General features: G+C 64.6%; 13 protein-coding genes. 6 read left to right on the forward strand and 7 right to left on the reverse strand.

Going from position 1 to position 13,928, the window contains the following annotated elements; translation table 11 throughout:
- Positions 1–119: 119 nt before the first annotated feature.
- Positions 120–1,619, reverse strand: coding sequence for a D-alanyl-D-alanine carboxypeptidase/D-alanyl-D-alanine endopeptidase (gene dacB / locus IEX16_RS03480; RefSeq protein WP_188706646.1), 1,500 nt, complete (start codon positions 1,617–1,619; stop codon positions 120–122).
- A gap of 55 nt (positions 1,620–1,674) precedes the next feature.
- On the opposite strand from dacB, the gene IEX16_RS03485 reads away from it, so the two are divergent.
- Genes IEX16_RS03485 through IEX16_RS03500 form a run of 4 tightly spaced genes read left to right on the forward strand, consistent with a single transcriptional unit; the run spans position 1,675 to position 4,804 of the window.
- Complete coding sequence (locus IEX16_RS03485) at positions 1,675–2,694, forward strand: DMT family transporter (protein WP_188706648.1); 1,020 nt, start codon at positions 1,675–1,677, stop codon at positions 2,692–2,694.
- A 15-nt stretch (positions 2,695–2,709) separates the two neighbouring features.
- The gene (gene tsaB, locus IEX16_RS03490; protein WP_188706650.1) at positions 2,710–3,426 is read left to right on the forward strand and encodes a tRNA (adenosine(37)-N6)-threonylcarbamoyltransferase complex dimerization subunit type 1 TsaB; all 717 of its coding nucleotides are present in this window, start codon (positions 2,710–2,712) and stop codon (positions 3,424–3,426) included.
- Positions 3,423–3,905: a ribosomal protein S18-alanine N-acetyltransferase gene (gene rimI, locus IEX16_RS03495; RefSeq protein ID WP_188706652.1), complete on the forward strand. Its 483-nt coding sequence runs from the start codon at positions 3,423–3,425 to the stop codon at positions 3,903–3,905. The genes tsaB and rimI overlap by 4 nt, the downstream gene beginning before the upstream one ends.
- On the forward strand, positions 3,902–4,804 hold the full coding sequence (locus IEX16_RS03500) for a uracil-DNA glycosylase (RefSeq protein ID WP_188706654.1): 903 nt from the start codon (positions 3,902–3,904) through the stop codon (positions 4,802–4,804). Before rimI ends, IEX16_RS03500 begins: the two co-directional genes overlap by 4 nt.
- Before the next feature lie 81 nt (positions 4,805–4,885).
- Here the strand turns inward: IEX16_RS03500 and IEX16_RS03505 are convergent, their stop codons facing one another.
- Positions 4,886–5,779, reverse strand: a complete 894-nt coding sequence (locus IEX16_RS03505) for a DMT family transporter (protein ID WP_188706656.1) — start codon at positions 5,777–5,779, stop codon at positions 4,886–4,888.
- A 169-nt stretch (positions 5,780–5,948) separates the two neighbouring features.
- Here IEX16_RS03505 and pyrF point away from each other — a divergent pair, with 169 nt between their 5' ends.
- Positions 5,949–6,773 (forward strand): orotidine-5'-phosphate decarboxylase, encoded by an 825-nt coding sequence (pyrF, locus tag IEX16_RS03510; RefSeq protein WP_188706658.1) that lies wholly within the window; start codon positions 5,949–5,951, stop codon positions 6,771–6,773.
- Between the two features lie 49 nt (positions 6,774–6,822).
- Here pyrF and IEX16_RS03515 read toward each other — a convergent pair whose 3' ends face one another.
- From IEX16_RS03515 to IEX16_RS03535, 5 genes are all read right to left on the reverse strand, one after another.
- Complete coding sequence (locus IEX16_RS03515; protein ID WP_229676149.1) at positions 6,823–8,352, reverse strand: UdgX family uracil-DNA binding protein; 1,530 nt, start codon at positions 8,350–8,352, stop codon at positions 6,823–6,825.
- On the reverse strand, positions 8,343–9,764 hold the full coding sequence (locus tag IEX16_RS03520) for a putative DNA modification/repair radical SAM protein (RefSeq protein WP_229676150.1): 1,422 nt from the start codon (positions 9,762–9,764) through the stop codon (positions 8,343–8,345). Before IEX16_RS03520 ends, IEX16_RS03515 begins: the two co-directional genes overlap by 10 nt.
- 159 nt (positions 9,765–9,923) lie before the next feature.
- Complete coding sequence (locus IEX16_RS03525; RefSeq protein ID WP_188706660.1) at positions 9,924–10,925, reverse strand: lysylphosphatidylglycerol synthase domain-containing protein; 1,002 nt, start codon at positions 10,923–10,925, stop codon at positions 9,924–9,926.
- Positions 10,922–12,172, reverse strand: a complete 1,251-nt coding sequence (clsB, locus tag IEX16_RS03530) for a cardiolipin synthase ClsB (RefSeq protein ID WP_188706661.1) — start codon at positions 12,170–12,172, stop codon at positions 10,922–10,924. The genes IEX16_RS03525 and clsB overlap by 4 nt, the downstream gene beginning before the upstream one ends.
- A gap of 26 nt (positions 12,173–12,198) precedes the next feature.
- Positions 12,199–13,002, reverse strand: coding sequence for an endonuclease/exonuclease/phosphatase family protein (locus IEX16_RS03535; protein WP_188706663.1), 804 nt, complete (start codon positions 13,000–13,002; stop codon positions 12,199–12,201).
- 357 nt (positions 13,003–13,359) lie between these two features.
- On the opposite strand from IEX16_RS03535, the gene IEX16_RS03540 reads away from it, so the two are divergent.
- Complete coding sequence (locus IEX16_RS03540) at positions 13,360–13,887, forward strand: hypothetical protein (RefSeq protein WP_188706665.1); 528 nt, start codon at positions 13,360–13,362, stop codon at positions 13,885–13,887.
- Positions 13,888–13,928: the final 41 nt, after the last annotated feature.

Raw genomic sequence — 13,928 nt, forward strand, 5'->3', positions numbered from 1 at the left:
GGCGCGGCATCTGCAAAAACGCTTCACCGTTGCCCATCAGGCATCAAATCGGTCCCTGGCCTTTAACGGGTGAGCGTAAGTCGCTATTGAATCAGGAGCGTTTGAATGTGTTTCAAATTTCAGCGCTCCTGCACCGCCCACTGGATCAGGGCATCGAGCGCTGGCCGTGCCGCCCCGGCATTGGGGTGGTTGACCATGCCGACGACGATATAACGCGCACCACTGACACCGTTGGCATAACCGGCGACCGCTGTCACGTCGCGCAGCGAGCCGGTCTTGATGAATGCCTGGCCGGCGACATTTTTCGCGCGTTCGCGCATGGTGGCATCCATGCCGGCAACCGGCAGCGAGTCGAGCAGGTCTTGCGCAACGCGGCTTTGCGCCGCGTGTTGCAGCATCGCCGCCAGGCTGGTTGCGCTGATGCGCTCGCTGCGGCTCAGGCCGGAGCCGTTGTCCATCACCGGTGCGGGCTGCAAGGGAATCGATTTTTTCCACCAGGCGGCCAGCGCCGCGCGGCCGGTCCCGGGCGAGGCCTGGTCGAGCTGCCCGCCCTGTCCGGGCCGGCTCAAGCTCAGGAACAGGTGCCGGGCCATCACGTTGTTGGAGAATTTGTTGACGTCGCGCACGATCTCGCGCAGCGGCAGTGAGGGCGCGTCCAGCCGCAGCGGCGGCTTCTCGCCCGACAGCGTGCCGCGCGCGCGCAGCAGCGCCAGCTCGGGCGCCGTGGCGTCGCGCACCGTGCCGGTCAGCAGGCCGCCCATGGCGCGCCAGGAGCCCTCGATCGCGCGCGCCGCAAAACTCGCCGGGTCGGCATAGGCGCTGGGCCAGACACGTTCACCGCAGGCCGCCGAATAACTGCCGGTGAACTGCAGGCGGTTCGGGTTGTCGACGCTGGCGCGCAGCTCGCTGCGCCAGTCGCCGCAACGCGCCACCCGCGCCAGCGGCACACTGTCGTCGATCACGATGCCGGCCAGCGGCGGCTCCACAGCCACCAGCGCCCGGTTGTTCAGCGGGTCCGGTGTAAAACGCATGACCAGCGACTTGAAGTTTATAAGCAGCGCGTCGGGGCTGGCGTTGTAGGGCCGCAGCGGCTCGCCATCAAACTCACCCGCATCCTGTACCGATGCCTGGAAGGCGCTGCGGTCCAGCACGATGTCACCACGCACAACTTTCACGCCGCTGTACTGGATCTGCGCCAGCAGCGCCTGCAGGCGCTCGACCACCATCTTGGGGTCGCCGCCGCCGCGCACGATCAGGTTGCCGTGCAACACGCCCTCGGAAATGCTGCCGTCCATCAGCACGCGGGTGCTCCAGGTGAAGTCAGGGCCCAGCAGGTCCAGCGCCGCGTAGGTGGTCACCAGCTTCATCACCGAAGCCGGGTTCATTGGCTCGCCGGCCCGATGGGCCAGGCGCGGCGCGGCCTTGCCAGCGGCGTCCATCACCAGCAGCGTGACGGCATCCGTCGGCACCTGGGCGCGGGTCAAAGCCTGGCTGATCGCCGCCGGCAGCACCGCTTTGGCGGATTTTGCGGCCGGGGTCTTCTGGGCCAGCGCCCACGCCGGCAGCAGGGCCAGGGCAGCGGCCAGCAGCAGCCGGGCGGGAAGGGGATTCACAAACATCGACTGATTATCCGTGCGAGGGCTGCTCCCGGCCGCTTGCCCGGATAATCAGGACATGCGTTTTTCCCCCAAGACCGTGGGCGTGCTGGCCGCCGTCGTGACGGTGGCCATCTGGACCTCCTTCATCGTGATTGCCCGCGCCACCGCGCACCGCGGCCTGACCCCGCTGGACATCTGCCTGCTGCGTTTTGCTGGCGCCGCACTGGTGCTGCTGCCCTGGGGCGCCTGGCTGGTGTGGAAGCGCGCGCGTGACAGCGCCCCCGGCCTGGCCCCGCCGAGCTGGCTGGGGCTGTCGCCGCTGGGTTTCAAACTGACCGCGCTGATCGGTTTGGTGGGCGGCATCGCTTATGCCTGCCTGGCCTACAGCGGCTTTTATTTCGCACCGGCCGCGCATGCCTCGGTGCTGCTGCCCGGCACCTTGCCGCTGAGTACCACGCTGATGGCGGTGCTGATCCTGAAAGACCGCGTGACGCCGGTGCGGGCCATCGGGCTGGGCCTGATTTTTCTCGGCGACGTGCTGGTCGGCGGCGCCAGCCTGCTGCGCGCCTGGCTGGAGCCTGGCAGCGAGGTGTGGAAGGGCGACCTGCTGTTTCTGGGCGCGTCCACCTGCTGGGCCGTGTACTCGGTGCTGGTGCGCAAACACGCGCTGCAAGCGGTGCAGGCGACAATTGCGATCAGCGTGTTTGCCTTTGTGACCTATGTGCCGGTCTATGGCCTGCTGGTGTTCAGCGGCGCGCTGGCCACGCAGCTCACCACCGCGCCCTGGAGCGAAATCATTTTCCAGGTGGTGTTCCAGGGCATGGGCTCGGTAGTGATTTCCGGCATCACCTTCACCAAGATGGTCCAGCATTTCGGGCCGGTGCGTTCAACCATGATCACCGCCGTGGTGCCCGGCCTGTCGGCACTCGGCGCGGTGATGTTCCTCGGCGAGCCGCTGCACTGGAATTTGCTGGCGGGGCTGGCGCTGGTGACGGTGGGCATTGTGTTTGGGGTGCGCATGCAAGCGCAGCGTCCACCGGCAGTCGCTCCTGATTTGATAGCTGGTGACGCCCGCTCCACAAGGGCCAAGGCCTGATTTGACTGTGAATCCATGAAACTCCTGGCTTTTGATACCAGCACCGAAGTACTGTCGGTGGCGCTCACCGATGGCACGCAGGTGTGGCAGCACACCGGGCCGGGCGCAGCGCAGGCGTCCAGTGCGCTGATTCCGTCCATCCTGGACCTGCTCATGCAAGCCGGGCTGGCGCTGGCGGAACTGGACGCACTGGTGTTCGGCCGCGGGCCGGGCTCCTTCACCGGTCTGCGCACGGCGTGTTCTGTGGCGCAGGGTCTGGCGCTGGGCGCAAAGCTGCCGGTGCTGCCGCTGGACACCTTGCTGGCGGTTGCCGAAGAAGCGCGCTTCCGGCATCAGCCCGAGGCGCAGGCGCTGCAGCTCACAGCGCTGCTGGATGCGCGCATGGACGAGATGTATGTGCAGCGCTTTGCCTGGGCGGCGGGCGCCTGGGCGGCGCTGGATGACTGCACGCTGCGCCGGCCGGACGACTTTGTGCCGGGCGCGGCAAACCTGCTGGCCGGCAATGTGTTCAAGGTTTATGCAGGCCGCTTGCCGGTCTGGCCAGCGTCGCAGTGTGTCCAAGCCCTGCCCACGGCCAGCGCCATGCTGCGGCTGGCGCCGGCGCTGCTGGCGGCCGGGCACAGCGTGGACGCGGCGCAGGCGCTGCCGCTGTATGTGCGCGATAAAGTAGCATTGACCACCGAAGAGCGCGCACAGGTCAAGGCCCAGGCTGCGCTCGCCTCCCCATCATGAACGCTGTTCTCCAACCCATCGAAGCCCGTTTTGAACCGATGACCGCCTCATGGTTCGAGGCGGTGTTGCGAGTGGAGCAAAGCGCCTACGACCACCCTTGGAGCCGGGGCAACTTCAGCGACTCGCTGAACGCCGGTTACGAGGCGCAAGTGCTGGCCGCCGGGCCAGAAGGCGCAAGCGAGCTGCTCGGTTATTTTGTGGCGATGAAAGGTGTGGACGAAGTGCATCTGCTCAACATCACCGTCGCACCCGACCACCAGCACCAGGGCTGGGCCCGCGTGATGCTCGATGCGCTGGTGCTCTGGTCACGCGGCCAGGGCGCCTTGTGGCTGTGGCTGGAAGTGCGCGTGAGCAACGAGCGCGCGCGCGCCGTGTACGAGCATTACGGTTTTCGCCATGTCGGCACGCGCCGCCAGTATTACCCGGCAGCCGAGGGTCAGCGCGAAGACGCGGTGGTCATGAGCCTGGGCCTGTCATGAGCCTGGACCTCGACAAACGCCAGCGCGCCATGCTGCGCGAGATGGGTGTGCGCATCTGGCAAGCGCCGCCTGCAACGGCTGTACCGGACGTTTTGGCCGCTATGGATTCAGCAGCTGTTCCCGCGCGTCCCCCAAGGGCTGAGGCCCGATTTGATGCTGAACTCCGGCGCCCCCAGGTTGCCGCCGCCCGCGCGCCTCAGCCCGCGCCCACCGTGGCACGCGCCCCCGCAGCCCCTGCGGCCGGCCTGGAGCCGCGCCCCGCAGGCATTGAGCTGATGGCCTGGCCGGCGCTGCAGTTCGCCGTTGCCGGCTGCCGCGCCTGCGCGCTGTGCACCAACCGCAAGCACACCGTGTTTGGCGTTGGCCCGCATTCCGGTCAGGCGGGTGAGGCCGCACCGGCCGTGGACTGGCTGGTCGTCGGCGAGGCGCCCGGTGAAAACGAGGACATCGCCGGCGAGCCCTTTGTCGGCCAGGCCGGCAAACTGCTCGACAACATGCTGCTGGCCATTGGGCTGCAGCGCGGCAATGACGACGCAGCGCGGCCCGGCGTGGCCCGGAACATCTTCATCACCAATGTGCTCAAATGCCGGCCGCCCGCGAACCGCAACCCCGACCCCACCGAGATCGCACAGTGCGAGCCCTATTTGAAACGCCAGGTCGAATTGCTGCAGCCGAAAATGATTCTTGCGCTGGGCAAATTTGCGGCGCAGTCGCTGCTGCAGGACAGTGTGCCCGAGGTGCAGAAAATCCCGCTCGGCAAACTGCGCGGCCAGGTGCACCGCTACCTCGGCGTGCCAGTGGTGGTCAGTTACCACCCGGCCTATTTGCTGCGCAGCCTGGGCGACAAGGCCAAGGCCTGGGACGATTTGTGTCTCGCCATGTCTGAATTCAAGCGTTGACCGAAGTGTCATTGCGGACCTGATCCGCAATCCATGCTGCGATGACCCCTCAGGCTGCGTGATGCTTGCATGGATCCCGAATCAGATCCGGGATGAAAAACCTGCGCGCGTGGGCACCAACACCGACCCAATCGCGACGACCATCAGCACGACGGCGGCCCAGTCCTGCCAGTGCAGCACCTCGCCCAGGCCCAGCGCGCCGGAGAACATGCCCAGAATCGGAATCATCATCACACTCAGCGACGAAGCCACCGGCGGCAGGCTGCGCGCCAGGAAGTACCAGGCGGCGTGCGCAAAACCAAAAATCAGCACCGCGTTGTAGCCGATCGACCACCAGGTGGCGGCGCCTGGCACTTTCCACTGCGGCACTTCAAACAGCAGGGCAAGCACGCTGAGCACCACCGCGGTCATGGCCGTCATCCAGAAGGAAATGGTCAGCGTGGCCACCGGCATGGTGGTATTGCGCAGCTTGTGTGTGCCCAGCGCCCAGGTCGCTGCGCCGATCAGCGCGCACAACACGGCCAGCGGCGCGCCGCTGAGGTTGGTCAGCTCGTGCCACAGCAACAGCGACACACCAAGCGCCGCCGCGCCCACGCCAACCCAGCTGCGCGCCGTCAGCGTGTTGCCAAAAAACCAGGCGCCCAGCAGCGCTGAAAAAATCGGCATGGTGTAGCCGAGGATGGCGGCGCGGCCGCTGCTCAGGTGCTTGAGCGCAACGATGATCAGCGCATGCCAGACAAACATGTTGGCGAACGCCAGCCAGAACAGCTCGCGGAACTTGTCGCGCGGCACAACAAACGGCACCTTCATCACCACCATGGCCAGGCCCAGCACCGGCAGCCCCAGCCAGATCGACAGCGCGCGAAAGGTCAAAGGTGGAAAGTCGGCGATGCCCAGCTTCATGACCGGCCAGTTGAAGCCCCAGGCCAATGTCAGCAGGACAAGAATGATGAGTTGTTGGCGGCTCAGTTGCATTTGGGTGACGCAGGAAGGTGGGAGGTAGCTCTATTGTCAGCGACGGTAGGAGGGGATGTCTTGTCAAGCAGGGGCCGCGGGTCCGGCTCCGCCGGCCCTCAAGCGCAGCGCCTCCTCGGGGGCAGAGAGCTACACGCAGTGAGCGAACGTGGGGGCCTTAAAATACATCATGACTTTTCTCGAGATGCTGGGCGCGGCAGAGCGCCAGAACCAATCGATGCTCTGCGTGGGGCTGGACCCGGACCCGCTGAAGTTCCCCGGCCGTTACAAGGGCGACTCGAACAAGATCTACGACTTTTGCGCTGCGATTGTCGACGCCACGGCCGATTTGTCGATTGCCTTCAAGCCGCAGATCGCCTACTTCGCCGCGCACCGCGCCGAAGGCCAGCTTGAGCGTCTGATGGAACACATGCGCCGTGTGGCGCCGCAAGTGCCCATCATCCTGGACGCCAAGCGCGGTGACATCGGCAGCACCGCCGAGCAATACGCCATCGAAGCTTTCGAGCGTTACGGCGCCGACGCGGTGACGCTGTCGCCCTTCATGGGTTTTGATTCGGTCGCGCCTTATTTGAAACACGAGGGCAAAGGCGCTTTCCTGCTGTGCCGCACCTCCAATCCCGGCGGGGATGATTTGCAGAACCAGCGTTTTGCCTCAATCGAGGGCCAGCCCCTGCTGTACGAGCATGTGGCGCGCCTGGCGCAGGGCCCGTGGAACCTCAATGGCCAACTCGGCCTGGTGGTCGGCGCGACCTACCCGGCCGAAATCGAGCGCGTGCGTTTGGTGGCTCCGACCTTGCCACTGCTGATTCCCGGCGTCGGCGCACAGGGCGGCGATGCGGTGGCCACGGTCAAAGCCGGCTGGCGACCCGGTGCGCCCATCATCGTCAATTCGTCGCGCTCCATCATTTATGCGTCCTCGGGCGACGACTTCGCCGAAGCGGCGCGGCGTGAGGCGATGCGGACACGGGATCTGCTGCAGGCGGCACGCGCCTGAGTTTTCAGGCCTTTTGCGGACTCGGCCCATGCCGGACGGCGCTGGACCGCTATTGAATGTCAAGGTCGGCCAGCCAGGCGGCGTACGCGGCCTCGCGTTCCTCGGCCGGCAAACGCAGCAGTGCCGAAGGATGCAGGGTCACCAGCACTTTGCGGCCATCGTCACGTTCAAAAACCTGACCGCGGTTGGCCATCACCGGCACGGCCCGGCCCAGCAAGGAACGCGCGGCGGTGGCGCCCAGCGCAACCAGCAGGCGCGGTTGCACCATGGCGATTTCGTCGTCCAGCCAGTGCTGGCAGGCAGCGGCTTCGCGCTGCGTCGGTGTCTTGTGGATGCGGCGCTTGCCGCGCAACTCGTACTTGAAGTGTTTGACGGCGTTGGAGACAAACACTTCGCCGCGCTGGATGCCAAGTTCGTCGAAAGCCCGGTCCAGCAGTTGGCCGGCGGGGCCGACAAAAGGCCGGCCCTGCAGGTCCTCCTGGTCGCCGGGTTGCTCGCCGACAAACATCAGATGGGCGTGCAGCGGCCCCTCACCGCAGACGGCCTGGGTGGCGCAGGCGCCTATGGGGCATTCTCGGCAATGCTTGGTCAGGTCGCGCAGCGTCGGCAGTGAGCGCACCGCGCTGCCATCATGGACATCGATGGCGGCAACGGCCACCGGCAGCACCCTGATGGACGGCATGCGCCTGGCCAGCGCGGCAGGAACTTGTTCGACCATGTTGGCATTGCTCTTGTGTGCGCCGGCGGCCAGCGGCGCGATCAGCACGGCCTCGGGCAGGTTGTGCCAGTACTTGCGCGGCATTTCCTTTTGCATCATCTTCATCTTCAGTCGCGCCGGGTTGAAGATGTTTTCGTAATAGGTGAGCCAGAGCTTTTCGCCGGCGTCCGGCGGCGGCGCGTCGCTCTTGCTGGCACCGGGTCCAAACGTGAGTTGCGCGCCATCCCACTGGATGCTGCGCTCCGGTGTCAGCACGGCCCAGCGCATCTGCGTGAAGCGGCGCGCAAAAAACGGCGCAATCGCCTCGACGATGTGGTGCTCCGGCTCAAACCAGGCCACATGCAATGGCCCGCCTTCAGGGTTGTTGCGGAAGGTCTCGTCCTGCACCGTGCGGAAACGCACAAAGGCCTTCATCTTGTGTTTGTCGCGGCGCACCGCCTGCGCCATCTGCTGAGCCTTCACCCGGTCTGCATCCAGCGGGTCGTGCCGCAGGCCCGGCTCGTGCACCAGGCGCCACAGGATGCGGTAGAGCAAACCGAAGCGATTCGGATCGCTGTGCAGGATGGCGGTTTCGCAAAGAGTGACAAATTCGGGTGGCACGCTTACCGGCGGTGCGTCGCTGAAGGCCGCCTTGTGAATGGCGGTGGTGGCCTCGACGACGCCTGCGATACCGGCGGAGAACAGGTCCTGCACTGGCGTGTCACTGCTGTGCCAGCTGACCTGTTCGGGCAGCATCTGCAGCGCCAGCAGCGAACGCGCGGCGCGCCGGAAGCCTTCGAGGTCGGCCGGGCCCTGCAGGGTCACCGGCAACAGGGCCTGCGGGAAAAGATCGTTTGTCAGCGGGTCATTCATCACGCCCATGCCAGAGTCCTTTCTTCGCGTGGTGCCTCAACGCTTGTGTCCACGCCTGTGCCCGATGGTGCAACCGGCACTGCCAGTACCGGTGTAGGCAAAGGTGCCGAGGACGTGGGCGCCACAGCCCCGCCGGCCACATCGTCAAACAGGTCGGTTTGCCGCGCGCGCGGCGTGAGGCGGGCCGCGAGATTCAGCGAATCCAGCGTTGCGCCGGGCTGGTGGTCGGCCAGCAGCACGAAAGGCAGGACCTTTTTCAGCGGCACATGCAGGCGCAGCAAATCGTCGGCGCGCAACTGGCGCACGCGGCGCGCCTGCAGGATGCGTGTGACGGCCTTGACGCCGAGCCCGGGAACCCGCAGCAGCATTTCGCGCGGCGCACGGTTGAGGTCCACCGGGAACTGCCCGCGGTGGGCCAGCGCCCAGGCGAGTTTGGGGTCCATGTCGAGCGACAGCATGCCGGCGGCCGGCACGATCTCGTCGTGCGCAAAACCGTAAAAGCGCATCAGCCAGTCGGCCTGGTAGAGACGGTGTTCCCGGATCAGCGGCGGCTGGCGCAGCGGCAGGCTCAGCGAGGCGTCGGGAATCGGGCTGAAGGCCGAGTAATAGACACGCCGCAGCCGGTAGGCGCCGTACAGCGTGGCGCTGGCCTGCAGGATGGTGCTGTCGCAGGTGGCGTCGGCGCCGACGATCATCTGTGTACTCTGGCCGGCCGGCGCAAAGCGTGGTGCGCTGGCGCGGCTGGCCTTGAGCGAACGCGGCAGGGAGATCACGCTGGTGCGCGCATCGTCGCGGCCCGCGCCTTTGGCCTCGTCGATGTGTACGCGTATGCGCGCCATCGAGCGCTTGATGGCGGCGCTGTCTTTCTCGGGCGCCAGCACCTGCAGGCCCTGCACCGTGGGCAGCTCGACATTGATGCTCAGCCGGTCGGCATATAGCCCGGCGCGGGCCAGCAGCTCGGGCGAGGCATCGGGAATGGTCTTGAGGTGGATATAGCCGCGGAAGTCGTGGTCTTCGCGCAGCACCCGCGCCACCTCGACCACGCGCTCCATGGTGTAGTCGGGGCTCTGGATGATGCCCGAGGACAGGAACAGGCCCTCGATGCAGTTGCGGCGGTAGAAGTCCAGCGTGAGCTGCACCACCTCGTCCACCGAAAAGCGTGCGCGCGGCACGTTGCTGCTGACGCGGTTCACGCAATACACGCAGTCGTAGGTGCAGAAATTGGTGAACAGGATTTTCAGCAACGAGATGCAGCGGCCGTCGGGCGCGTAGCTGTGGCAGATGCCGGAGCCCTCGGTCGAGCCTATGCCTTTGCCGCCCACCGAATTGCGGCCCGAGGTTCCGCTTGACGCACAGGAGGCGTCGTATTTGGCCGCGTCTGCCAGGATCGCGAGCTTGCGCTGGGTGGTGAGGATGGACACTGTATCAATATACAGTAAATTCTGATTTTACTGTATTTGCGTACAGATTAACCCTGATCGCATATCGACATGTTTGCTATCTAATTAATAGCTGTGAATACTTGCTGGACAGGGGCTAGCGGCCAAAAACACCCATAAAGCGGCGACCCTGCCCGCAGATCAGCCTGCCGAGGTCTGTGCTGCACCGCCGGCCAGCGACTTGGCCCGGGCTTCCGTCACCAGGTAGGCCACGGTGGCAATCACCAGCGGCACCAGGTAATAAATGACGCGGTAGGCGACCAGGGCGGCCAGCAGCTGGTGGGTCGGAATCTGGTGCGACAGCAGCGCCACAAACACCGCCTCCAGCACACCCAGGCCGGCCGGCACATGCGCCACCACGCCGGCCACCGCCGCCACCAGCAACACGCCAGCCACGGTGGGGAAGGCCACTTTTTGCTGCAGCAGCAAAAACATCAGGCCGCTCATGATCAGCCAGTTGGCCGCGCCCAGCGCCACCTGCAGCAAGGCCAGCCTGCCGGAAGGAAGGTCCAGACGGTGACCGCGCAGGGTGAAACTGCGCTGGCGTGACAGCGCGCACAGCAGCAGGTAGGCCATGGAACCGGCCAGCAGCACAAAGCCCAGGATCTGCAAGCCGCCACTGCCGATTTTCCAATCCGGTGGCAGTTCCGGCGTGTAAAAGCCGAAGACCAGACCGCCCAGGAACAGGTAACCGATCCAGTTGGTCAGCATGCTCAGCGTCAACACCCGTGTGATGGTCGCGGTGTCCAGCTTCAGCCGGGAATACAGCCGGTAGCGAAAGGCGACACCGCCGACCAGCGAGCCGAGGTTCAGGTTGAAGACATAACTGATGAAGGTCACCAACATCACGGTCGGCGTGGGCAGCGTGTGGCCGGTGTAGTGGCGGCCCAGCAGGTCAAAGCAACTGTACAGGCCCAGGCTCAGGGCGCCCAATGCCACCGCGCCCATCAGCAGTGCTGGCGGATAAGCACGCAGTGCGGTAAACACCTCCTGCCACTCGATGGCGCGGCCTTGTTCCACCAGCAGCCAGGCCACCAGACTGAAAAACACCAGTGTCGCGATGCGTTTGAGCCAGGGCCACCAGGGCTTGCCGGTGATGCCGGACTTGGGCGCTGCGCCCCGGACAGCCGATGCAGCCGTCATGAAGTCTGGCCTTCGTTGATGTGATCTACCCCCGGCTCGCCCAGCAGCTTCTCGGCGGGCGTCAGGCGCGGCAGATGCGCCGGCAGCCAGCCGAACCAGGCCGGGTAACGGCGCAGCAAATGAAACACAAAGAAGCTGCGCAGCCTGACCCACATGGGTGACTCGGGCAGGTCGCCCACCTGGATTTGCCGGCAACTCGCCTGCATCAGCTTTTCCAGGTTCTCCGCCAGATGCTGGTTGAAGTCGCGGTCCTTGATGATGACATTGGCCTCAAGGTTGAGCGACAGGCTCAAGGGGTCGAGGTTGCTTGAGCCGACGGTGGACCATTCGTTGTCGGTCAGCGCCACCTTGCCATGCAGCGGGCGCTCGCTGTATTCGTAAATCTTCACACCGGCGCCCAGCAGATGGTGATAGAGCATGCTCGCTGCGATCTTGACGATGGGCATGTCGGGCTCGCCCTGCAGGATCAGCCGCACGTCCACGCCGCGCCGGGCGGCCTTGCGCAACTGGCGCAGCAGGCGGTAGCCGGGGAAAAAATAGGCGTTGGCGATGATGATGCGATGGCGTGCGCCGCGAATCGCGATGCGGTAATGACGTTCGATGTCATTTTGGTGCTCACGGTTGTCGCGCGTGATCAGCATGGCCTGGGCGTGACCTGCGGCCGGCAGCGCCGCAGGGGCGGGCATCGCCGGTTTGCGTTTGAGCAGTCGCTTGAGCGGGCCGTCGGGCTGCTGCTGGCCGAGCAGAAGCTGGGTACACACGAACTGCTCGATCTCGGCGACCAGCGGGCCCTCAATTTCCACAGCGTAGTCCTGCTTGGCTTCGGGCCCAAAGTCGGACAAGTGATCGGCCGAATAGTTGATGCCGCCGACGAAAGCGCGTTTGCCGTCTACCACCACGATCTTGCGGTGCATGCGGCGAAACAAATTGGTACGGTAGCCCCACAGGCGCGGACTGGGGTCGAACACATGGACACGCACGCCGGCCGAGGTCAGCGCGGAGATATACCCTGGCGACAGGTCGGGCGAGCCGTAGCCGTCGATGGTGATGTCCACCTGCACGCCGCGCCGGGCAGCGATGAGCAGCGCCTCCTGCAGGGCCTTGCCGACCTTGTCTTCAAACAGGATGAAAGTCTCGAGCAACACCTCCCGCTCGGCGGCAGCAATACATTCGAAAACCCGCGGGAAAAAGTCCTCTCCGTTTTCAAGCAGAGTGAGCTTGTTGCCTGGCACCCACCTTCCGCGCATCACCAACTCTCCTCTGACTTGAAAAATCAAATTTCGATTTCGGCCGCCAGCGGCGCATGGTCCGACAGATGCGACCAAGGCTTGGGCGGCAGCACCACCGGTGCATGGCCGATGGCGTTGCGCACATAGATACGGTCCAGCCGCAACACTGGAAAGCGTGCCGGGAAAGTACGCGCCGCCTTGCCGTTGGCCTGCACAAACACCTCGTGCATGCCGGCACCCTCGGCCAGCACGTCGTGCGCGCGGTGGCGCCAGTCGTTGAAATCGCCCGCAGCAATCACCGGGGCGCTCGCTGGGATGTCATTGCGCACCATATCGCACAGCATGTGGAGCTGCTTCAGGCGATGCGACTCGGCCAGTCCCAGGTGCACACAAATCGCATGTACGTTGGTCTCACGGCCGGGGATTTGCAACACGCAATGGAGCAGGCCACGGCGCTCGGGCCCGCTGATGGACACGTCACGGTTTTCAAAACTGACAATCGGGAACTTGGACAACACGGCATTACCGTGGTGCCCGTTGGTATAGACCGCATTGCGGCCATAGGCAAACTGCGGCCAGATGCTGTCGGCCAAAAACTCATAGTGTGGCGTGGCCGGGTAGTTGGCGACCCGGCTCTCATGGCGCGCGTGGGTGCCCGTTACTTCTTGCAGAAACACCACGTCCGCACCCACAGTGCGCACCGCTTCACGCAGCTCATGCAGGATGAACTTGCGGTTAAAGAAGGTAAAGCCCTTGTGGATGTTGACCGTCAGCACCTTCAGGGAAAAACTCAAGGCCGCCGCCGCGATCACCTCCTGAGTCTCCGCCAGTGCATCGGCATCGTTCATGGGGGGTGCGACAACCGGCGACGTCGGGCTGACCTGAATAAGGGAATGGGGAGGAAGCATGAGGCGGCAGCGGTAAAACTGCAGGAAAGGGAAGCCCCTATTGTTGCTTGGGCGATCACAAAACAACTGTAGGACAGCAAGCTATTTTTCGCCGCTGCAGCGGGGCCCGCCCGCACTGTATGAAGCGTTTGTAAAGGGTGGCGTCCTACGCGATTGGGGGTGGCCAGCCGATAAGCCTGCTTGCGATTCAACGCTAAATTCATAACAACCAAATCCACTTGGATATGGCTTTTGCGAATGTTCCCCTGCGGTGCTTTGCAAATCGGTTTTAGTTCAAGCGAGTTTCAGGAGTTAACCATGAACAAGTTTTCAATGCGATCCCTTCCCGCCGCGATGGCCTTAAGCGCCACGCTGGTTTTTGCGGCTCATGCCCAAATGGCTGTTGGCGTGAATGCCGGCGCAGGAACTGCCACATCGGGAACTGGCGCAACCAGTAATACAGGAGTCGGCGTGCGGACAGGCGTCAACGCCAATATCGGCAGCGACGTTCGCTCCAATGCAAACATGGGTGGTTCTGTGAGCTCTAACACCAATGCCAATACCAACGCGACAGTCAACAGCGACAGCACCGCGAAGCGGGCGGTCAAGCGCACTGGCAATGCGGTCCAGCGTACCGGCAACAAATTCGAAGGTGCTGTGAACAACGCAGCTGGCGCCACCAGAAGCGGCGCTTATCGTGCCAAAAATGCAGTCAGCGGCGTGGCAGCCAGAGCCGACCGCGGAATCCAGAACAATCTGCCCGCCAGCAACGCAGGCGCTGCCGGCCGCGTCAATGTGCAAGGCTCGGGCAATACGAGCGGCCAGATCACCCCGCCACCTCAGTAAAAGCGCAAGTGCGAAAGGGCAGGCTGTGAGAGATTGCGGCC

This window comes from Polaromonas eurypsychrophila, assembly GCF_014641715.1.
In the GTDB taxonomy this organism is placed as follows: Bacteria; Pseudomonadota; Gammaproteobacteria; order Burkholderiales; family Burkholderiaceae_C; genus Polaromonas; species Polaromonas eurypsychrophila.